The 20,256-nt window shown below is 66.3% G+C and carries 17 protein-coding genes; 14 read left to right on the top strand and 3 right to left on the bottom strand.

Annotated features, from left to right (window positions below):
- The 3 genes from QZY48_RS03065 to map all read right to left on the bottom strand — a co-directional run.
- A partial coding sequence (locus tag QZY48_RS03065; RefSeq protein ID WP_295427587.1) for an IS1182 family transposase occupies nucleotides 1–1,551 on the bottom strand: 1,551 nt, incomplete at its 3' end.
- 141 nt (nucleotides 1,552–1,692) lie between these two features.
- The gene (glnD, locus tag QZY48_RS03070; RefSeq protein ID WP_295427551.1) at nucleotides 1,693–4,362 is read right to left on the bottom strand and encodes a [protein-PII] uridylyltransferase; all 2,670 of its coding nucleotides are present in this window, start codon (nucleotides 4,360–4,362) and stop codon (nucleotides 1,693–1,695) included.
- Complete coding sequence (gene map / locus QZY48_RS03075) at nucleotides 4,359–5,141, bottom strand: type I methionyl aminopeptidase (RefSeq protein WP_295427554.1); 783 nt, start codon at nucleotides 5,139–5,141, stop codon at nucleotides 4,359–4,361. The genes glnD and map overlap by 4 nt, the downstream gene beginning before the upstream one ends.
- Before the next feature lie 482 nt (nucleotides 5,142–5,623).
- Here map and rpsB point away from each other — a divergent pair, with 482 nt between their 5' ends.
- The 14 genes from rpsB to lpxB all read left to right on the top strand — a co-directional run bounded on the left by rpsB (nucleotide 5,624) and on the right by lpxB (nucleotide 20,106).
- The gene (gene rpsB / locus QZY48_RS03080; protein ID WP_295427590.1) at nucleotides 5,624–6,364 is read left to right on the top strand and encodes a 30S ribosomal protein S2; all 741 of its coding nucleotides are present in this window, start codon (nucleotides 5,624–5,626) and stop codon (nucleotides 6,362–6,364) included.
- A gap of 175 nt (nucleotides 6,365–6,539) precedes the next feature.
- Nucleotides 6,540–7,424, top strand: coding sequence for a translation elongation factor Ts (gene tsf / locus QZY48_RS03085; protein ID WP_295427556.1), 885 nt, complete (start codon nucleotides 6,540–6,542; stop codon nucleotides 7,422–7,424).
- A gap of 133 nt (nucleotides 7,425–7,557) precedes the next feature.
- Nucleotides 7,558–8,280 (top strand): UMP kinase, encoded by a 723-nt coding sequence (gene pyrH / locus QZY48_RS03090; protein WP_295427559.1) that lies wholly within the window; start codon nucleotides 7,558–7,560, stop codon nucleotides 8,278–8,280.
- A 2-nt stretch (nucleotides 8,281–8,282) separates the two neighbouring features.
- Entirely contained in the window at nucleotides 8,283–8,840 is a 558-nt protein-coding gene (frr, locus tag QZY48_RS03095; protein ID WP_100921015.1) for a ribosome recycling factor, read from the top strand.
- 29 nt (nucleotides 8,841–8,869) lie between these two features.
- Nucleotides 8,870–9,658, top strand: a complete 789-nt coding sequence (gene uppS, locus QZY48_RS03100; RefSeq protein ID WP_295427566.1) for a polyprenyl diphosphate synthase — start codon at nucleotides 8,870–8,872, stop codon at nucleotides 9,656–9,658.
- Entirely contained in the window at nucleotides 9,645–10,538 is an 894-nt protein-coding gene (locus QZY48_RS03105; RefSeq protein WP_295427568.1) for a phosphatidate cytidylyltransferase, read from the top strand. The genes uppS and QZY48_RS03105 overlap by 14 nt, the downstream gene beginning before the upstream one ends.
- Nucleotides 10,535–11,722 (top strand): 1-deoxy-D-xylulose-5-phosphate reductoisomerase, encoded by a 1,188-nt coding sequence (ispC, locus tag QZY48_RS03110; RefSeq protein ID WP_295427571.1) that lies wholly within the window; start codon nucleotides 10,535–10,537, stop codon nucleotides 11,720–11,722. The genes QZY48_RS03105 and ispC overlap by 4 nt, the downstream gene beginning before the upstream one ends.
- Nucleotides 11,723–11,728: 6 nt before the next feature.
- On the top strand, nucleotides 11,729–13,075 hold the full coding sequence (gene rseP, locus QZY48_RS03115) for an RIP metalloprotease RseP (RefSeq protein ID WP_295427574.1): 1,347 nt from the start codon (nucleotides 11,729–11,731) through the stop codon (nucleotides 13,073–13,075).
- Between the two features lie 512 nt (nucleotides 13,076–13,587).
- Nucleotides 13,588–15,864, top strand: a complete 2,277-nt coding sequence (gene bamA, locus QZY48_RS03120) for an outer membrane protein assembly factor BamA (RefSeq protein ID WP_295427591.1) — start codon at nucleotides 13,588–13,590, stop codon at nucleotides 15,862–15,864.
- Between the two features lie 202 nt (nucleotides 15,865–16,066).
- The gene (locus tag QZY48_RS03125) at nucleotides 16,067–16,555 is read left to right on the top strand and encodes an OmpH family outer membrane protein (RefSeq protein ID WP_295427594.1); all 489 of its coding nucleotides are present in this window, start codon (nucleotides 16,067–16,069) and stop codon (nucleotides 16,553–16,555) included.
- Nucleotides 16,552–17,649 carry a UDP-3-O-(3-hydroxymyristoyl)glucosamine N-acyltransferase gene (gene lpxD / locus QZY48_RS03130; RefSeq protein ID WP_295427577.1) on the top strand — a complete coding sequence of 366 codons (1,098 nt, stop codon included), beginning with the start codon at nucleotides 16,552–16,554 and terminating at the stop codon, nucleotides 17,647–17,649. The genes QZY48_RS03125 and lpxD overlap by 4 nt, the downstream gene beginning before the upstream one ends.
- On the top strand, nucleotides 17,649–18,176 hold the full coding sequence (gene fabZ / locus QZY48_RS03135) for a 3-hydroxyacyl-ACP dehydratase FabZ (protein WP_295427579.1): 528 nt from the start codon (nucleotides 17,649–17,651) through the stop codon (nucleotides 18,174–18,176). Before lpxD ends, fabZ begins: the two co-directional genes overlap by 1 nt.
- Nucleotides 18,173–18,943, top strand: coding sequence for an acyl-ACP--UDP-N-acetylglucosamine O-acyltransferase (gene lpxA, locus QZY48_RS03140; protein WP_295427581.1), 771 nt, complete (start codon nucleotides 18,173–18,175; stop codon nucleotides 18,941–18,943). Before fabZ ends, lpxA begins: the two co-directional genes overlap by 4 nt.
- Entirely contained in the window at nucleotides 18,943–20,106 is a 1,164-nt protein-coding gene (gene lpxB / locus QZY48_RS03145) for a lipid-A-disaccharide synthase (RefSeq protein WP_295427584.1), read from the top strand. The genes lpxA and lpxB overlap by 1 nt, the downstream gene beginning before the upstream one ends.
- Nucleotides 20,107–20,256: the final 150 nt, after the last annotated feature.

Consider the following 20,256-nt stretch of genomic DNA (forward strand, 5'->3'; position numbering starts at 1 on the left):
ATTCACCCTTTGCCCACACTGCGCCGCAGGGGCCACAGCGCTGGCTGAGAACGCCTGCGGCGCAATCATTACAAGCTTTTCAATGTTCAAACGACGGCGGGGTGCCGCCCTGCCCAGCGCAAACATCATCGCGGCTTCTGACCCCAGATTGACGGTGGAACCCATCACAGCGTAAACAGCATCACCCCCGCGCGTCGCTTCGCTCCGACTGTCCAGTTTGGCCTGGAACAGGTGTCCAGTTTGCCGTGGAACGGCTGTCCAATTTGCGCGGAATCCGCAGTGGATCACCCGCGTGAGATTGTAGCCGAGCACCATCAGGCTCATCTCACCCCAGACTTTCTCCAAGCCGCGCACCAGGAAGTGGTCCCAGCCGAACCAGCGCTTGAGCGTACCAAAGGGATGTTCGACCAAACCGGCGCGTTGACGCATGCGCGCGGGTCCCTGGTCGGCCATGCGCTGGCGCAGGGCGTCCACGACCGGCGCATGCTCGGAGCGCTCGATCTGGCGCCGGCCGCTCTCCGGCAGGCACGACGCTTTGAGCGGGCAGTCTTGGCACGCGCCGGGCGGGCGGCTGTAACGGGTGTAGAGGGTGCCGGTGCCGGCGCGGCGGTGCGGCGTGCCATACTGGTGCAGTTCTTGTTTGCCGGGGCAGCGATAGACATCGGTTTCCGGCAGGTACTGGAAGTTCGCCCCGCTCAAGCGCCCCTGCGCGGTCAGGCCCTGCGCGTAGTCGGGAACCGGGACGTAGACGGTGATGTTGGCCTGCGCACACTCGGCCAACTGCGCCTCGTTGAAATACCCGGCATCGGCCGCGGCGGTCAGTTTCTCGACCGCCAACACCGCTTTGGCCGCGAGGGCTTGCGGGGCCAATTGCTGGGTGTCGTTGCCGGCGTTGGTCACCTCGTAATGGACGATCAGCCGGTGCTTGCTATCGACGGAGTTCTGGACGTTGTAGCCGACCAGCTGCTGGCCGCCCTTGCGCAAGGCGCGGGCATCGGGGTCGGTACGCGAGATCTGGGTGTCCCCGCTGTCCGCCAACTGCGTGAGCAGGGCACCGTGCTGCGCTTGGCGCGCCTGGAGCTTCACGATCTTGGCGGCCAACTCCGGGGTCTTGCTCAAGTCCTCAGGCAACCCCCGTTCTTGGGCATCCTGGGTTTCAAGGGCGTGATGATAGGCGTCGATGTCGCGCTCGATCTGCGTGAGTCGCTTCTCCAGTGTGGTCTTGGTGATGACGCTGGCGTCGCTGGCACTGGCGTTGAAGAAGGCGCCGTCGATGCCGATCTCCTCCCCGCCGAGCAGGTCCAGGTCCTTGCACAGGAGGATGAAGTCCTTGCACACCGCCCGCAGCGCAGCGCCCCGCCCGCGTTCACGAACCCGAGCACCGCCAGGTCCAAGGTGTCCACGAAGGCGTCGATCGCGCGCACCGGATTGTCCGCGCCCACAAAGTCTTCGATGCGCCGCGGCAACCGTGCCTCGTACCCGCGTGCCGTGCCCTGCTTGTAGCGTCTGCCGACCATCCCCCTGACCCCTTGGTTCCGACTTGGCTGACAGTCTACGCTAGGCACCGGGCACGATCCGAATACTTGCCCAATCTCGAATGCCCCGTCCGGCCTGTCAGCGACGGCCTGGCGTTAGGTCCCTGGTTCCCGCCTTCATCAGTCCCGAAAAGGGCGCCCCGCGCGAGATCTCTCATCAACCCCCACCCTTAATGGCGCCCTTTTCGGGATCGAGCCGGGCATAGACCTCCCGGCTCAGGCAGGCGATGGCGCTCTCGCACAGGATGGGCGACTCGTCCGCGGCGGTAATGAAAAAGACGTCGTCCACCTCGGCGCCGACGGTGGCGATCTTGGCGTTCTGCAGCCGGATGTTGCAGGTCTGGAAGACCTCGCCGACCTCGGCCAGCAGCCCGGGCCGGTCGAGCGTGTTGAGCCGCATGACGGTGCGGCGGTTGGCCTCGTCGACTGCGAAGCTGACCCGGGTCTCGATCGGGAAGTGGCGGTGGCGGCGCGGCAGGCTGCGCGCCACCGCGATGCCGCCGCGGGCGTGGGCGCGCAGGTCCGCGGTGAGGGCGCTGCGGATCTCGTCCATGCGGTCGGAGTCGTTGACCGGGTGGCCGTCCAGATCGAGCACCTGGTAGGTATTGACCGCCATGTGGTCGTCGGTGGTCATGACGCGGGCGTCCATGATGCTCAGTCCCAACTGATCCAGGAGCGCGGTGGTGCGGGCGAACAGGTTGGCGCGGTCAGTGGTGTAGATGAAGATCTCGGTGCCGCCGCGGGCGGTGACCGGGCGGATCATCACCAGCGGCAGGGCGCCGGGCGGCGTGTCCAGGATGAGGCGGGTCTGCCAGGCGATCTCGTCCGGGGAGTTGTGCAGGAAGAAGTCCAGGCTGAAGCGCCGCCACAGTCGGGTGCAGGCGTCGGGGTCGCCGCCGTAGCGCTGGACCAGGCGGGTGGCCTCGTCCTGTTTCTGCGCGATCAGTTCCTCCTGGGCCTGGGGATGCTCCAGGCCGCGCAGCAGGGCCCGCCGGGTGGCGTGGTAGAGCTCGCGCAGCAGTGCGTCTATCCAACTGTTCCAGCGCTCCGGGTTGGTGGCGCGCGAATCCGCCACGGTGAGCAGGTAGAGATAGTCGAGCCGGGTCTGCTCCCCGACCATCTCGGCGAAGGCTTGGATCACCTCCGGATCGCTGATGTCCTTGCGCTGGGCGGTCATGGACATCAGCAGGTGTTTCTCCACCAGCCAGGCGGCCAGGCGGCTGTCGAACTCCGAGAGCCCGTGCAGGCGGCAGAAGTCCCAGGCGTCGCGGGCGCCCAGTTGGGAGTGATCGCCGCCGCGGCCCTTGGCGATGTCGTGGAAGAGCCCCGCCAGGTACAGGACCTCGAGCTTCGGGATGCGCAGGCTGACCGCGCTGCACAGGGGGAATTCCTCGGCGTGCTCGGCGACGGTGAAGCGGCGCAGGTTGCGCAGCAGGGCGAGCGTGTGCTCGTCGACCGTGTAGACGTGGAAGAGGTCGTACTGCATGCGCCCGACGATGTTGGCGAAGGGCGGGATATAGGCGGCGAGCACCCCGTAGCGGTTCATGCGCCGCAGCGAGTGGGTGATGCCCTGGGGTGCGCGCAGGCACTCCATGAAGAGACTGCGGGCGCGGATGTCGGCGCGAAAGGCGTCGTCGATGCGGTGGCGGTTCTCGCGGATGGAGCGGATGGTGCTGGCGCGCACGCCCGACAACTCGGGGTGGGTCTGGAGGAGGTAGAAGACCTCGAGCAGGGCGACCGGATAGCGCCGGAACACGGTCGGGCAACTGATCTCCAGATAGCCGCTGCGCGACTGGAAGCGCTTGTTGATCGGGACCGGGGGGCCGATGTCGTCGTGCAGCAGGATGGCTTCCCGGAAGAGCTGCAGCAGCATCTCGTTCAGGCGGTTGAGTTCCTGCACGGTCCGATAGTATTGCTGCATGAACTGCTCGACCGCGAGGTTGTTCTCCCCGTCGCTGAAGCCGAACTGGCCCGCCATGGTGCGCTGGTAGTCGAACAGCAGCCGGTCCTCGCGCCGCCCGGTGAGCCGATGCAGCGCGAAGCGGATGCGCCACAGGTGGTTCTGGCCCTCGATCAAGGCCTGGTACTCGGGCTCGATGAGGAAGCCCTGGGTCACCAGTTCGTGCAGGGTGGCGGCGGCGAAGTGCCGCTTGGCGACCCAGCCGATCATCTGGATGTCGCGCAGGCCCCCGGGGTTTTCCTTGATGTTGGGTTCCAGGTTGTAGGCGGTGTCGCCGTACTTGTGCCAGCGTGCCTGCTGTTCTTCGGTCTTGGCGGTGAAGAACGCCTGACTGTCCCAGACCCGATCCGGGCCGGTGGCGCCGCGCATGCGCTCGAAGAGGGCCGCGTCGCCGGCCAGCAGGCGTGCCTCCATCAGGTTAGTCATCACGGTGACGTCGCCTGCAGCCTCGATGACGCATTCGGCGACGCTGCGCACGCTGTGCCCGACCTGCAGGCCGATGTCCCACAGGAAGGTCACCAACTGCTCCAGGGGTTCCTGGTGCGTCGCCTCGACCGCGGGCTCGGCCAGGATCAGGATGTCGAGATCCGAGGCCGGGTGCAACTCCTGGCGGCCGTAGCCGCCGACCGCGGCCAGGGCCAGACCCGCGGGGGTGCCGACATGCCGGACCCAGACCTCGCGCAGGACCTGGTCGGTGAGCTCGCTCAGGGACAGCACCAGCGTGGTGACCGGCACCCCTTGGTCGAACTCCTTGAACAGGGCCTCGCGGCCGTCACGCAGTTGGCGGCGGTAGAGCGGAATCAGGTCGCGCAGGTTCGGCGCCGCCGCGGCGTCGTCGGCCGGGACTGGGGCGGGGACGGCGCTCATGGGGCGGGGGCCGCGGCGCGCTCGTCGGCCCGCAGGGTCAGGACCTCGTGGCCCTCCTCCGTGACCAGGAGCGTGTGTTCCCACTGGGCCGAGAGGCTGTGGTCCTTGGTCACTACGGTCCACCCGTCCGGGAGCAGCTTGATGAAGCGCTTGCCCGCGTTGACCATGGGTTCGATCGTGAAACACATCCCCGGGCGCAGGGTGAGCCCCTCGCCCGGCTTGCCGTAGTGCAGGACCTGGGGGTCCTCGTGGAACTCGCGGCCGATCCCGTGCCCGCAATACTCGCGCACCACCGAGTAGCCGTGGGCCTCCACGAACTGTTGGATGGCGTGACCCACGTCGCCCAGGGTGGCGCCGGGGCGCACCGCCGCGATGCCGCGCAACAAGGCCGCCCGGGTGACGCCGACCAGGCGTCTGGCCAGCACCGAGGGCTCGCCGACGAAGAACATCATGCTGGTATCGCCGTGGTAGCCGTCCTTGATCACGGTGATGTCGAGATTGATGATATCGCCCCGCTTCAGCCGCTTGTTGGCAGGGATGCCGTGGCACACCACATGGTTGACCGAGGTGCAGATCGAGCGGGGGAAGCCGCGGTAGTTCAGGGGGGCGGGCACGGTGTCCTGGACCTGCACCATGTACTCGTGGCAGCGGCGATCCAACTCGTCGGTGGTGACGCCGGGCTGGACGTGTTCGGCGATCATGTCGAGGACGTCTGCGGCCAGGCGCCCGGCGAGGCGCATCCGCTCGATCGCCTCGGGGGTCTTGATTTGCACGCTCATAGGGCCTTTGAATGCGTCCACCTGGTACCCGGATTATTAAGGAAAAAAGAGTGTTTGGTTCGCGCCGCCGTTGCTCGGGCGAAGCTGACTATGGTATAAAACGCGGCGCGTCGTCGCAAACGGGCGCTGACCGGTGCCTGGGATGATACTCCGGTGCGCGCGGCCCCAGGGTTTCCCCGTAGACGTTCACGCGGCAGGCTGCCCGGGCCAAGCGATCGGAGATCAGGGCAGAAGATCGCCTATCCAAGCGAAAAACCATAGTTTTTCGCTTTATTTTTGGGGCCGGCCGAAAGACGTGCGGTCCCCCACTCCCGGGTCGGTTATTACGAGCACCAGCCGCCTTTGCGGTTGGATATTCAACCACACACGCGTCGTCACATGTTGCCGGGTGCCCGCCGGGTTTGCTGCCTGGGGGGTTGCTGCATGGGACGCGTGGAGGCCTAACCCAAAACATCGAGGAAACGATCGTGAGTCAAGTATCCATGCGCCAGATGCTGGAGGCCGGAGTCCATTTCGGCCACCAGACCCGTTACTGGAACCCCAAGATGGGTCCCTTCATCTTCGGGCACCGCAACAAGATCCATATCATCAACCTGGAGAAGACGGTCCCGCTCTTCCAGGACGCCTTGAATTTCATGAGTACCCTGTCCGCCAACGGCGGCAAGGTGCTGTTTGTCGGCACCAAGCGGGCGGCCCGCGATGCGGTGCGCGAGGAGGCCCTGCGCTGCGGCATGCCCTTCGTCAACCATCGCTGGCTGGGCGGCATGTTGACCAATTTCAAGACCATCCGCCAGTCCATCAAGCGGTTGAAGGACCTGGAGGCGATGTTCGAGAGCGGGGGCATCGAGCGCTTCAACAAGAAGGAGGCCCTGGATCTGTCGCGCGAGCGCGACAAGCTGGAGCAGAGCCTGGGCGGCATCAAGGACATGGATGGCCTGCCGGACGCCATGTTCGTCATCGACGTGGGTCACGAAAAGAACGCCGTGACCGAGGCCAACAAGCTGGGCATCCCGGTGGTCGGCGTGGTCGACACCAACAACGACCCGAGCAAGGTCGATTACGTAATCCCCGGTAACGACGACGCCATCCGCGCCGTGCGTCTCTACGTCGCCGGCACCGCCGATGCGGTCCTCGAGGGGCGTGACACGGCCGCCGGGATGGTGTCGGGCCGTGAAACCGAGTTCCGCGACGCCCCGGCGGGTCGGGATCAGGCCGCTTCGTAGGTCCGCGGGAGTCCCCTGAAGCGGGTGGTCGGCGGCGTGGCCGCCGACGCCTCGGCGACTGGTCCAAGACCGGTCCGCGTCAGTCTTCGGGACCGTCGCCCGCCGTGCGGGCAACACCCATTTTCGCCGCGCCCGGCTTCCGGCCGGGCGCGCCAGCAGTATGAGGAAGTCAGCCATGTCAATTGCAGCGGCGACCGTTAAAGAACTCCGCGAGCGCACCGGCGCGGGCATGATGGAGTGCAAGAAGGCCTTGGTGGAGGCGGCCGGCGACATCGAGGCGGCCATCGACGCCATGCGCAAGTCCGGCCAGGCCAAGGCCGCCAAGAAGTCCGGGCGCATCGCGGCCGAGGGGATGGTGGTCATCGAACTGGCCGCCGACGGCAAGCGCGGCGTCATGGTCGAGATCAACTGCGAGACCGATTTCGTCGCCAAGGACGCCAACTTCCAGGGCTTCGCGGCCAGCGTCGCCAAGACCGCCCTGGCCTGCGACGCGGTAGACGCCGCCGCGCTCCTGGAACTGCCGCTCGTCGATGACCCCGCGACCACGGTCAACGCGGCCCGCGAGGCCCTGATCACCAAGATCGGGGAAAACGTCCAGGTGCGGCGTCTGGTGCGGTTCGATGGCGTCGAGGGGACCCTCTACAGCTACCGCCACGGTGTGCGCATCGGCGTGGTGGTGGAGGTGATCGGCGGGGACGAGACCCTGGGGCGTGATCTGGCCATGCATGTGGCGGCGAGCAACCCGGTGTGCGTGAGCGCCGACGAGGTGCCGGCGGCGGCGCTGGAGAAGGAGCGCGAGATCTTCCGCGCCCAGGCCGCGGACAGCGGCAAGCCGCCCGCCATCGTCGAGAAGATGATCGAGGGCCGGGTGCGCAAATTCATGGAGGAGGTGACGCTGCTGGGTCAGGCCTTCGTCAAGGACCCGGAGCAGACCGTCGAGAAGCTCCTGAAGCAGGCCGGTGCCGGGGTGCGGCGCTTCGCCCGGGTCGAGGTCGGCGAGGGCCTTGAGAAGCGTAACGAGAACTTCGCCGACGAGGTCGCGGCACTGCAAAAGGACTGATTACCATACAAATGCTCTTTCTGGGATTACCGGTCCGCCGGGGTTGGTACTGGCCCCCCGGCGCCCGGGCAGTCGTTGCGAACCCGCGTTCGGCGGCCATGGCCAGATTCACCCTGAGTGACGAGAAGACCTTATGACCGCCCCGATCTACCGTCGGATTCTGTTGAAACTCAGCGGCGAGGCCTTGGCGGGCGGCGGCCGCGAGAGTATCGATCCGGACGTCCTCGAAGGCCTCGCCGGTGACGTGCGGGACCTGGTGGGCGAAGGGATTCAGGTGGCCCTGGTGATCGGCGGCGGCAACATTTTCCGCGGTGCGGGTTTGGCCGCCCGGGGGATGGACCGGGTGACCGGCGATCAGATCGGCATGCTGGCGACCCTGGTGAATGCGCTTGCCATGCAGGATGCCCTGGAGCGCCTCGGGGTGCCTACGCGGGTCATGTCGGCGCTGTCGGTCGCTTGCGTGTGCGAGGACCATAGCCCGCGGCGGGCGCTGCGGCATCTGGCGCAGGGGCGGGTGGTGATCTTCGCCGCCGGCACCGGAAACCCCTTTTTTACCACCGATTCGGCGGCCAGTCTGCGGGCCATCGAGATCGGCGCGGACCTGCTGATCAAGGCGACCAAGGTGGACGGCATCTATTCCGCCGACCCCCTGCGCGTCGCGGACGCGACCTTTTATCCCCGAATCAGTTACGATCGCGCCCTGCGTGAGGGCTTGCAGGTCATGGACACCACGGCCATCGTGCTGTGCCGCGACCACGGCATGGCGCTGCGCGTGATGAATATCAACGAGCCGGGGGCCTTGCTGCGCCTGCTGCGCGGCGACGACGTGGGCTCCCTGGTGGTAAGTGGTGACTGAAGATGATCAATGACATCAAGAAAGACGCGGCGACCCGGATGGCCAAGAGCGTGGAGGCGCTGGCCCACGAATTGGCCAAGATCCGGACCGGGCGGGCGCACCCGGCGCTGCTGGACCACGTCATGGTGTCCTACTACGGTTCGGAGATGCCGATCCGACAGGTCGCCAACGTGATCGCCGAGGACGCGCGGACGCTCGCCGTGACACCCTGGGAGAAGGGCATGGTGCAGGCAGTCGAAAAGGCGATCATGCAGTCCGATCTCGGCCTCAATCCGAACACCGCGGGCACCGTGATCCGGGTCCCCATGCCGCCGCTGACCGAGGAGCGGCGCCGCGACCTGATCAAGGTGGCGCGCCACGAGACCGAACAGGCGCGGGTCGCGCTTCGCAACATCCGTCGCGACGCCAATGCCGAACTGAAGGACATGGTGAAGGAAAAGATGATCTCCGAGGACGACGAACGCCGCGGCCAGGACATCGTGCAGAAGCTGACCGATCAGTACGTCAAGGAGGTGGACGATGCGCTCGCCGCCAAGGAAACCGACCTGATGTCCATCTGAGGCGCGTCCCGCAGCCGACGCAACAACACGTGGACACGGTATCCCCCGACAGCGGGGCACACGATGATCAGCGGCGCGTCCCTCAGCATGTTGCCATCATCATGGACGGCAACGGTCGCTGGGCCAATCAGCGCAATCGCGCCCGCACCTGGGGGCACCGCGAGGGCGTGAAGAGTGTGCGCGCGGTGGTGGAGGAGTCGGTGCGCCGCGGGGTCGGGACCCTCACCCTGTTCGCCTTCAGCAGCGAGAACTGGCGCCGCCCGCCGGCTGAGGTTCGTATCCTCATGGACCTTTTCTTGAGCACGCTGCGCGGCGAGGTGCGGCGGCTCAACGACAACGGCGTGCGTCTGCGCGTGATCGGGGAGCGCGGCGCCTTCAGCGAGAAACTGCAGCGCCGCATCGCCGAGGCGGAGGACGTGACCGCCAACAACAGATCCCTCAACCTCCAGGTGGCGGCCAACTATGGCGGGCGCTGGGATATCATGCAGGCGACCCGGCGGGTCTTGTCCGACGTGGCGGCCAACCGACTCGACCCCGCTGCGGTGGATGAACAGGCCATCGCCGCGCGGCTGTCCTTTGCGGACCTGCCCGACCCGGATCTCTTTATCCGTACCGGGGGTGAGAAGCGTCTGAGCAACTTCATCCTGTGGCAGTCGGCCTACGCGGAACTGTATTTCACCGATCTCCTCTGGCCCGAGTTCGATGCTGCCGCCTACGGCCTGGCCCTGGACGACTTCGCCCAGCGCCAGCGTCGTTTCGGCCTGACCGGGGAACAGGTGGCGAACCGTTCCGGGGTGGATGATTATGAGCGGCGGTAACGTCGTGACGGCCGCCGGCGCGCTGCGTGCGCGCACCGCGACGGCCTTCATTCTGGGGCCGCTGGTGATGGCCGCGGTGCTGTGGTTGCCGGCACCGGGATTCGCCGCCTTCATCGCCATGGTGACGCTGGTCGGTGCCTGGGAATGGAGCGGGCTTACCGGCATCGCGGCCCGGGCCGGGCGGGCGGCCTATGTCATCCTGGTTGCCGTGGGTCTGGCGAGCCTCTGGTTTGCGCCGCCCCAGTGGCGGCTCGGGTTGGTCGCCGTCGGTGGCGCCTGGTGGGCCATCCAGAGCGTCCTCCTGGCGCGCGTGGCGCGCATCGAGCCCCGCACGGCCCTGGACGGGGCGGGTGCGCTGTCCGGACTCCTGGTCCTGTGCGTCGCCTGGGCGGCCCTGGTCGAATTGCACGCCTTCGATCCCGCGGGGTCGGCCCTGGGCGCGCTGCACGGTTTCGTCGCCGCGGGGCCGGCCCTGGTCCTGTTTCTGTTGTTGCTGATCTGGTTTGCCGACTCGGCGGCCTATTTCGCCGGCCGGCGCTGGGGCGGGACCAAACTGGCCCCGGTCTTGAGTCCCGGCAAGACCCGCGCCGGCGTCTATGGGGCCTTGGCGCTGGCCGGGGTCGGCGGCCTTGCCTTGGGCTATCTGCTGGCCCCGGGGAGCGGCGGCCCCTGGTCGGCGGTCCTGGTGTGTGCCGTGACGGTGCTCATGTCAGTCGTCGGCGACCTCTATGAAAGCCTGCTCAAGCGTCGGCGCGGCGTGAAAGACTCGGGGCAATTGCTGCCCGGACACGGCGGTCTCCTGGACCGTATCGACAGTCTGACCGCGGCGGCGCCGCTGTTCCTGCTCGGCCTCACTCTTATTGCAGTGGTAAATCCATGATCGGCGTTGCTGTACTCGGTTCCACCGGCTCCATTGGCCTCAGCACGCTCGACGTGCTGGGGCGCCACCCGGAGCGCTTTCAGGTCGTGGCCCTGACCGCGAACCGCAATGCGGAGCTGCTGGCGGAGCAATGTCGATGCTATCGGCCGGCCGTTGCGGCCATGGCCGATCCCGCGGCTGCCCGGCGGCTCCAATCCCTGCTCGCGGGGATGTCTGGGGCGCCCGAGGTCCTGGCCGGGATCGAAGGGCTGGAGCAGGTCGCGGCCCTGCCGCAGGCGCACTATGTGATGGCCGCCATCGTCGGCGCCGCGGGGCTGCGCCCGAGCCTGGTGGCGGCCCGGGCCGGCAAGCGCGTCCTGCTGGCGAACAAGGAGGCCCTGGTGATGGCGGGGGCGCTGTTCATGGACGCGGTGGCGGAGAGCGGGGCCGAACTGTTGCCGATCGACAGCGAACATAACGCCATCTTCCAGTGCCTGCCGACGGGGTTTCGCGCCGGTCTGGCGCAGGTCGGCGTGGCGCAGATTCTGCTTACCGCCTCCGGTGGTCCGTTCCGCGATTGGTCCCTGGAGCAGATTGCCGCGGTGACTCCGGAGCAGGCCTGTGCCCATCCGGTCTGGAGTATGGGGCGCAAGATCTCGGTCGATTCGGCCACCCTGATGAACAAGGGACTGGAGGTCATCGAGGCCTGTTGGCTCTTCGGTACCGGACCGGAACGGGTCACCGTGGTGGTCCACCCGCAGAGCACCGTGCATTCCCTGGTCCAATACAAGGACGGATCGGTCCTGGCCGAGATGGGCAATCCGGACATGCGCACACCCATCGCTCACGCCCTGGCCTGGCCGGAGCGGTTCGACTCCGGGGTTGCACCGCTGGACCTGGTGGCGCTGGGCCGACTGGATTTTCAGGCACCGGACCCGGGGCGCTTCCCGTGCCTGCGGCTCGCCTTCGAGGCCGCGCGTGTCGGCGGCTCCGCCCCCTTGGTGTTGAACGCGTCCAATGAGGTCGCTGTGGCCGCCTTTCTGGAGGGTCGGGTGGGCTTCCCCGGCATTGCCCGGGTGGTGGAGGAGACGCTTGCGTCGTCGCCGACGCAGGCGGTGGTCGGTCAGGACCTGGCCTTCCTCATCGATCTGGACCGGCGCGCCCGCGCCACGGCCGAACAGTTGATCGCCACCGGGTCGGTCTAGCGCGCCATGTCAGCCACCGTATTGCAAGATGTCGGCTATTTCCTGGTCGCCCTGGCGATCTTGATTACCGTTCATGAATTAGGACATTTCGCGGTCGCGCGGCTGCTCGGCGTCGGGGTCATCCGCTTCTCGGTCGGTTTCGGGCGGCCCTTGCTGCGCTGGCAGCGCCGCGCGGATACCACCGAGTATGTGTTGGCCGCCATCCCGTTGGGCGGCTATGTCAAGATGGTCGATGAGCGTGAGGAGGAGGTCCCCCCGGCGCGACTCCACCTGGCCTTCAATCGTCAGCCCCTGTGGCGGCGCGTGGCGATCGTCGCGGCCGGGCCGGTGTCGAATCTGCTGTTCGCCGTCCTCGCGTATTGGGTCATCTTTATGGCCGGCGAGAGCGGCGTGCGGGCGGTGGTGGCGTCGGTGGAGCCCGGCTCGATCGCGGCCCAGGGCGGGTTTCAGGTGGGGGACCGGTTGTTGCAAGTGGGCGATCGTGAGGCGACCATCTGGGATCATGCGGTGTTCGCCTTCATGGCCGAGGCGGGTACCGGCGACGACCTCCGCGTCAGGGTTCGCGATGCCGCGGGGCGCGAGCAGGACCGCTTGGTCGACGGCCAACGGTTAGCCGCGCTGCCCGAAGACGCCAGCCTCATCGTCGGCATTGGACTCAACCCGCGACCGCCGCGTCCCGCCGCGGTGGTTGGGGACCTGGTCCCGGGTGAGCCGGCGGAGCGCGCCGGTCTGCAACCCGGGGATCGCCTCCTGGTCGCGGACGGTGAGCCGGTGCGGGACTGGGCGCACTGGGTGGAGATGGTCCAGGCCCGGCCGGGCAAAGAGATCGTGGTCGCGATCGAGCGTGCCGGGGCGCCCGTGACCCTGCGGTTGACGCCGCGCGCCGTCGAGAGAGATGGTAAGACGGTCGGGCGCATCGGGGCCGGGGTGCTGCTGGATCGCGTCGAGATCCGGTACGGTCCACTCGCCGCGCTGGCGGCGGCGTCCCACAAGACCCTGGACATGAGCCTGCTTACCGTGCGGGTGATCGCGCGGATGTTGGTCGGTCGGGCCTCGGTGGAGAATCTCAGCGGTCCGATCACCATGGCCAAGGTCGCGGGCCAAACCGCCAACGCGGGGTGGGACGCGTTTGTCAAATTCCTGGCCGTGGTCAGTATCAGCCTGGGGGTCTTGAACCTGCTGCCGATCCCGGTCCTGGACGGCGGCCACCTGTTGTTCTTTTTCATCGAATGGGTCAAGGGCAGTCCGCTGTCGGAGTATGCCCAGTTGCAGGGTCAGAAGGTCGGGATCGTCCTGATCGCGGCCCTCATGGGTCTGGCCTTCTTCGTGGACCTGTCGCGGCTCTTTGGTTAGCGGTTGCCGATCCCGTATACTAGCGCCCTTGGCGACTTGAAAAATCTCCCGCGCGGGGATTCTTCACGTCACGCAACGAACCTGCCCGAGCGCGGACGGGTTCCGTTTGGTGCCATTTTCGGGCAACTAACAATGGCGGGGCCAGCCTGTCCCGCGCGGGTGCCGTGATGTTCTCGGTGCCCTTTAGTAACGAGTCAAGAACAGGTTAAACACAATCGTTGTCGTTGTCGTTGTCGTTGTCGTTGTTGTAATCGGAGAAGCGATGCAATTTGGGGTGCGAGAGAATCTGCGGCGCTACGATAACCTCGACAACGACAACGACAACGACAACAGCGCTAAAGGCATTCGCTAATCGACTTGTTTAACTTATTGGTGAACCGTTCCTTAGTCGCGGCCCGGAACCGGGCCGCGGTTCGACCCTGGGGGAGTACTCCTTGCACCTAGCATTTGCTGACATCGGCGGCGGTCGGCGTCTGCCCCTCGTTGCCTTCCTGCTCCTGTTCTGCGCCGCGGTGTCGGCGCAGCAGTTTCAGATTGCCGATATCCGGGTCGAGGGCCTGCAGCGCATTGCGCCCGGCACCGTCTTCAATTATCTGCCGGTGCAGGTCGGCGATACCGTGGGGGATGATGTTACCGGCAATATCATTCGCGCCCTCTATCAGACCGGCTTTTTCGATGATGTCCGGGTCGAGCGGGAAGGCAATGTCCTGGTCCTGACGGTACAGGAGCGTCCCTCGATCGCCAGGATCGAGTTCGTCGGCAACCAGGATATCGACGAGGCGACGCTGCGCAAGGCGATGGACGAGATTGGCCTGAAGGAGGGGCGGGTGTTCAACCGCTCGGTGCTGGATCGCATCGAGCAGGAGTTGGAGCGCCAGTATTACTCGCGCGGCAAGTACGGCGTCCTGGTCGTCTCCACGGTGTCCCCGCAGGAGCGTAACCGGGTGGCGATCCGCATCGACGTGACCGAGGGCCTCACCGCCCGTATCAAGCAGATCAATCTCATCGGGAACAAGGCCTTTGCCACCCCGCAACTGCTCAAGCAGTTTGAGCTGGGCGCCACCGCCTGGCACTCCTTCTACTCCAAGAACGATCAATACTCGAAGCAGAAACTCGCGGGCGACCTGGAGCGCCTGCGCTCCTTCTATCTCGACCGCGGCTACATCAAGTTCGACATCAAATCGACCCAGGTCTCGATCAGTCCCGACAAGAAGGAGATCTACGTGACGGTGGTGCTCGACGAGGGCAGCCCCTATACGATCAGCGACCTCAAGCTGGCGGGCGAGACGGCGGTACCGGTGGCCAGGATTTTTCCGCTGATCCAATTGCGCCGGGGTGAGCCGTTCTCGCGCAAGCTGACGACCGAGAGCTCCGAGCGCATCTCCAGCCTGCTCGGCGACGAGGGCTATGCCTTCGCCAATGTCAATGCGGTCCCCGAGGTCAACGATGCGGCCAAGCAGGTGACGGTCACCTTCTTCGTGGACCCGGGCAAGCGGGTCTATGTCCGGCGCGTCAACATGAAGGGGAATACGCGGACCCGTGACGAGGTGTTGCGCCGCGAGATGCGCCAACTGGAGAGCGCCTGGTTCTCCGCGGCCCTGGTCAAGGAGTCGCGTGAGCGGCTCAATCGTCTGGGCTATTTTGACGATGTCACCACCGAGACACCGGCGGTGGCCGGCTCCGCCGATCAGGTGGACGTCAATGTCACGGTCCGGGAGAAGCCCGCGGGCAATCTGATGGCCGGCATCGGCTACTCTCAGTCCCAGGGTGTGCTGTTGAATGCGAGCATCAATCAGACCAATTTCCTCGGCACCGGAAAACGCGTCTCCCTGGCGTTCAATACCAGCCAGGCGAGCACCCTGTATTCACTCAGCTACCAGAATCCGTATTATACCGCCGACGGTATCAGCCGCGGTTTCGAGCTGTCGTATCGGGCGACGGATTTCAGCCAGTTGACCGACACGAGTTACGCGACCTACACGACGGATACCGGCATCGCCGGGATGAATTTCGGGTTGCCGATTTCAAAGACCAGCCGCGCCGGTTTTGCGCTGCGCTACCAATACACCAATATCCAGTACAATCCGCTGACCGCTATTTTCTACGCACCGCAGGTTTACGCCTTCGTGCAGCAGAACGGCCAGACCTTCAACGATTTTATCATGAGCGCGAGCTATACGGATGACACGCGCGACAAGGCGGTATTCGCGACCAAGGGCCATTTGCAGTCGCTGCACGGTGAGCTCGCGATTCCGGGGAGCAATCTGACCTACTACCGGGTCGGCTATGAGGGAACCCGCTACATCCCCTTGACCAAGCGCTTCGTGCTTTCTCTGTCCACGGAGTTGGGCTACGGGGCTGGGTACGGCGATCTGACCGCGTTGCCGTTTTTCTTCAATTACTACGCGGGTGGGCCGCGCTCGGTGCGCGGGTACCAGGCCAACACTCTGGGGCCGCGCGAACTCTCCATAAACTATAACCCGACGGGCGGTGACACCAAGATCGTCGGCAGTATCGAACTGTTGGTGGCACCGCCGGTCGGCGGCGATCTGGAGAAGACCCTGCGCTTCGGGCTCTTCCTGGATGGGGGCAATGTCTGGGTCACGCAAGACAACCCGCTGATCTACCCGACGGGATTTAATCTCGACGAGATGCGCTTCTCGGCTGGCCTGTCCGCCAGTTGGCTGTCGCCGATCGGTGCCCTGTCCATCAGTCTGGGCTTCCCGCTGAACGAGAAGCCGGGCGATGAGACCCAGATTTTCCAGTTCGGGGTCGGCCAGACCTTTTAGTCCGGAAAGAACGGATAAGCCGCCAATGACGCAACCGGACGCAATCGATCACGGCGCTGCCGTGCGCTTTCCAGGCACCTGCCGGGGGCGCCCCAGGGCATCGCTAAGCAATAGTTTCATTGGCGTTTATTTGCGTTCATTCGCGGCCAAGTGCGCTGCTTGGGGTGCTGTTCCGGACCGCAAACCGGCGGCCGTCGGCTTCATCGCGGTGACACTCCTGCTCGCGCCGGGCGTCGGCGCGGAGAGTTACAAGATCGGCGTGGTCGATCCCAACCGGGTGGTGGAGCGCTCCCCGCAATACGAGGCGGCGGGCAAGGCGCTACGAGTCGAGGTGGAGGAGCGCGAACGCAATCTGCGCCAACAGCAGGAGCAGATCACGGTATTGCAGAGCAAGCTCGAGCGCGATGCGGCCCTGATGAGCGAGAGCGAGATGCAGCGGCTGCAAAACGACATCCGCAGCCGTACCCGCAAACTCAAGTATGCGCAGGACGAGTTCCAGGAGGACTTTGCCCTGCGTCAAAACGAGCTGCGGACCAAGCTGGGTAAGCAGGTGCAGGAGGTGGTGATCGAACTGGCGAAGGAACTCGGCATCGATTTGGTCATTTCCGAGGGCCTGGTCTATTACAGCCCCCGCGTCGATATCTCGGACCTGGTGATCGAGCGGCTGAAGCGGGACTCGGCTACGAAATGAGCAGTTGCGGGCGCGGCGCGGAGAATGCAGAAGCGGGTGCCGCGACCGGGGGCCTTGGCCTCGGACAACTGGCTGCCCTGCTGGGTGAGCCCTATCGCGGCGACCCGCACACCCGGGTGTCACGGGTCGCCGATCTGCAAGCCGCGCAGCCGGACTGTCTGAGTTTTCTCGGGGACCGCAGATACCGCGCCGGTCTCGCGCGGACGCGCGCCGGGGTGGTGATCCTGCGCGAAACGGACGCGGACGCGGCGCCCGTGCCGGTGGTGATCAGCGTCAACCCTTACCTCAGTTTCGCGCGGGCCGCCCGTTTGCTTTATCCATCCCCGCCGGTCGTGGGCGGCGTGCATCCCGCGGCGGTCGTTGCGCCAACCGCGGTGGTCGATACCAGCGCGTGGATCGGGCCAACCGCCGTCGTCGAGGCCGGGGCCTGGATCGGGCCGCGGGTCTTCGTCGGTCCGGGGTGCATCATCGGGGAAGGGGTGACGATCGGTGAGGACAGCCGCCTGGTGGCGCGGGTGACCCTGTGCCGCGGGACCCTGGTCGGCAAGCGGGCGCTGCTGCACCCAGGCGCGGTGGTCGGACGCTCCGGCTTCGGCTTCGCGAAGGATGGCGAGCGCTGGGTGCGCATCCCCCAAGTGGGGCGGGCGGTCCTGGGTGATGATGTGGAGATTGGTGCCAACACCACGGTCGACCGCGGCGCCATCGGTGACACCCTCATCGGCGACGGGGTCAAGCTCGACAATCACATTCAGATCGGCCATAACGTGCAGGTCGGTGAGAATACCGCCATGGCCGCCATGACCGGAATCTCCGGTTCCACCCGGATCGGGCGCAATTGCACCATCTCCGGGGCCGTGGGGATGGCCGGACACCTGACGATCGCCGATGGTGTGCACTTCACCGGGCAGGCGATGGTGACCCGGTCCTTTCCGCAGGCGGGCTCCTACAGCAGCGGAATACCAGCCATGCCCAGCGCGGACTGGCGGCGCAACGTGGCGCGCTTTCGACAGCTCGATGAGCTGTCGCGCCGACTCAAACAACTCGAGGCGCGCATCGCAGACTTAGACGTCGCGCCGGCGCAGGAGGACGATTGATGCAGGCATCTCAGCCTTACCCGGTGGACCCGAACTGCGGGGAGCCGGCCACGCCGGTCGCGCGGGTGGATTCGGACCTCATCACCATGGATATCCACAAGGTGCTGAGTCTGTTGCCGCACCGTTATCCCTTTCTGCTGATCGATCGGGTGTTGGAATTCAAGCGCGACCAGCGGTTGGTCGCACTCAAGAATGTGAGCTATAACGAGCCCTATTTCGTCGGGCACTTCCCGGTGCGCCCGGTGATGCCCGGGGTCCTGATCATCGAGGCGATGGCCCAGGCGACCGGCATCCTGGCCATGGCGTCGCGCCCGGAGGAGGTGGGCGAGAAGGCGCTCTATTACTTCGTCGGTATCGACAAGGCGCGCTTCAAGCGCCCGGTGGAGCCCGGTGATCAGTTGATCATGACGGTCGACCTGTTGGCCGTGCGCCGCGGCATCTGGAAATTCAACGGGGAGGCGCGGGTGGATGACCGCCTGGTGGCGAGCGCCGAGATCATGTGCACCGCCCGGGACTTCAACGCTTGATTCACCCCTGCGCCGTCATCGACCCGGGCGCGCGGCTTGCCGCCGGGGTGGACGTCGGCCCCTTCGCGGTGATCGGTGCGGGGGTGGAGATCGGTGAGGGCACCCGGGTCGGACCCCATACGGTGATTCGCGGGCCCACCCGCATCGGGCGGGACAATCGCATCTTCCAGTTCGCCTCGGTGGGTGAGGACCCCCAGGACATGAAATACGGCGGGGAGGAGACCCGCCTGGAGATCGGCGACCGCAACCAGATTCGCGAGTGCGCCACTCTGCACCGCGGGACTGTCCAGGACCAGGGCGTCACCCGCGTCGGCGACGACAACCTGTTCATGGCCTATACCCATGTGGCCCATGACTGCCGGATCGGCAATCACGTCATCATGGCCAACGCCGCCTCTCTTGGGGGCCATGTGGAGATCCAGGACTGGGCCATCCTCGGCGGCTTCACCATCGTCCACCAGTTTTGTCGGCTCGGCGCCCACAGCTTCTGTGCCATGGGCTCGGCCTTGAGCAAGGACGTGCCGCCCTACGTCACGGTCGGCGGCCAGCCCGCGGCACCCCACGGGATCAACAGTGAGGGGCTGCGCCGCCGCGGCTTCAGTCCGGCGGCCATCGCCGCCATCAAGCGCGCCTACCGCGCCCTCTACCTGGCCGGACTCAAACTGGACGAGGCCCTGGAGCGTATCGGCGGCCTGGCCGCGGAGGTCCCGGAGGTCGCCGCGCTGGCCGCCTTCGTGGCCGAGCGTGGTCGCGGCATCGTACGCTGATGGCCGACATCGGGTTGCGCGTCGGCATCGTCGCCAACGAGGCCTCGGGCGACCTCCTGGGAGCCGCCATTGTCGCGGAGCTCACTCGGTTGGTCCCGAGCGTGCACTGCGTCGGGGTGGCCGGGCCGCGGATGATGGCGGCCGGTTGCGAGACCCTCTTCCCGCTGGAGCGCCTCTCGGTGATGGGGCTGACCGAGGTGCTGGGTCACCTGCGCGAGCTGCTGCAGCGGCGCCGCCAACTCACCGAGCATTTCCGCAAGGACCGGCCCGATGTGTTCATCGGCATCGATGCGCCCGACTTCAATCTGGGTCTGGAGCGGCGCCTGCGCGCGGCCGGCATCCGCACCGTACACGTCGTTAGCCCCACCGTTTGGGCCTGGCGCCCGGGGCGGGTCAAGGCGATTCGGCGCGCCGTTGACCTGCTGCTGTGCCTCTTCCCGTTCGAGGAGCCGTTCCTGCGCCAACACGGGGTGCCGGCCCGTTACGTCGGCCATCCGCTGGCCGACCAGATCCCGTTGCAGGTCGATCGGGCCAAGGCCAGGGCCGCCTTGGGGCTGGCCGCATCCGGTACCCTGATCGCACTGCTGCCCGGCAGCCGCATGGGCGAAATGGAGCGACTGGCGGCGTCGTTCATCGAGACGGCTGTCGCCTGCCTGGCCGCCCGCCCGGGTCTGCGCTTCGCCGTGCCCCTGGTCAACCCGCGGCTGCACGCCTGCTTCGTCGCCGCCTTGCAGCGCCTGGCCCCGGACCTGCCGGTGACCCTGGTCGAGGGGCGGGGCCGCGAGGTCATCGCCGCCGCGGATTGCGTCCTCACCGCCTCGGGCACGGCGACGCTGGAGACCCTGCTCCTCAAACGCCCCATGGTGGTGGGCTATCGCGTCCACCCGTTCACCTACCATCTGCTCACGCAGCTGCGCCTGGTGAAGGTCCAATATGCGGCCATGGCCAACCTGCTCGCGGGGCGCGAGTTGGCCCCGGAATTTCTGCAGGACCGGTGTCGTGCCGACCTGGTGGCACCGGCCATCCTGGCCCTCCTCGATGATCCCGCCCGAGTGGCCGCGATCACCCAGGAGTACGGCCGCATCCACGCCGGGATGCGCCACGACGCCGCCCACGCGGCGGCCTTGGCGGTGCTCGAGCTCATCGGGCGCCGGCCGGGATGAAGGGGAAGATGACCTAAGGAACGGTTCACTTAAAGGAATGCTGGTCGCGTCGTTGTCGTTGTCGTTGTCGTAATCGAGTTTATCGCAGCGCCCCGAATTCTCTCGCACGCCAGATTGCATCGCTTCTCCGATTACGACAACGACAACGAC

The organism is uncultured Thiodictyon sp. (assembly GCF_903828115.1).
GTDB lineage: Bacteria > Pseudomonadota > Gammaproteobacteria > Chromatiales > Chromatiaceae > Thiodictyon.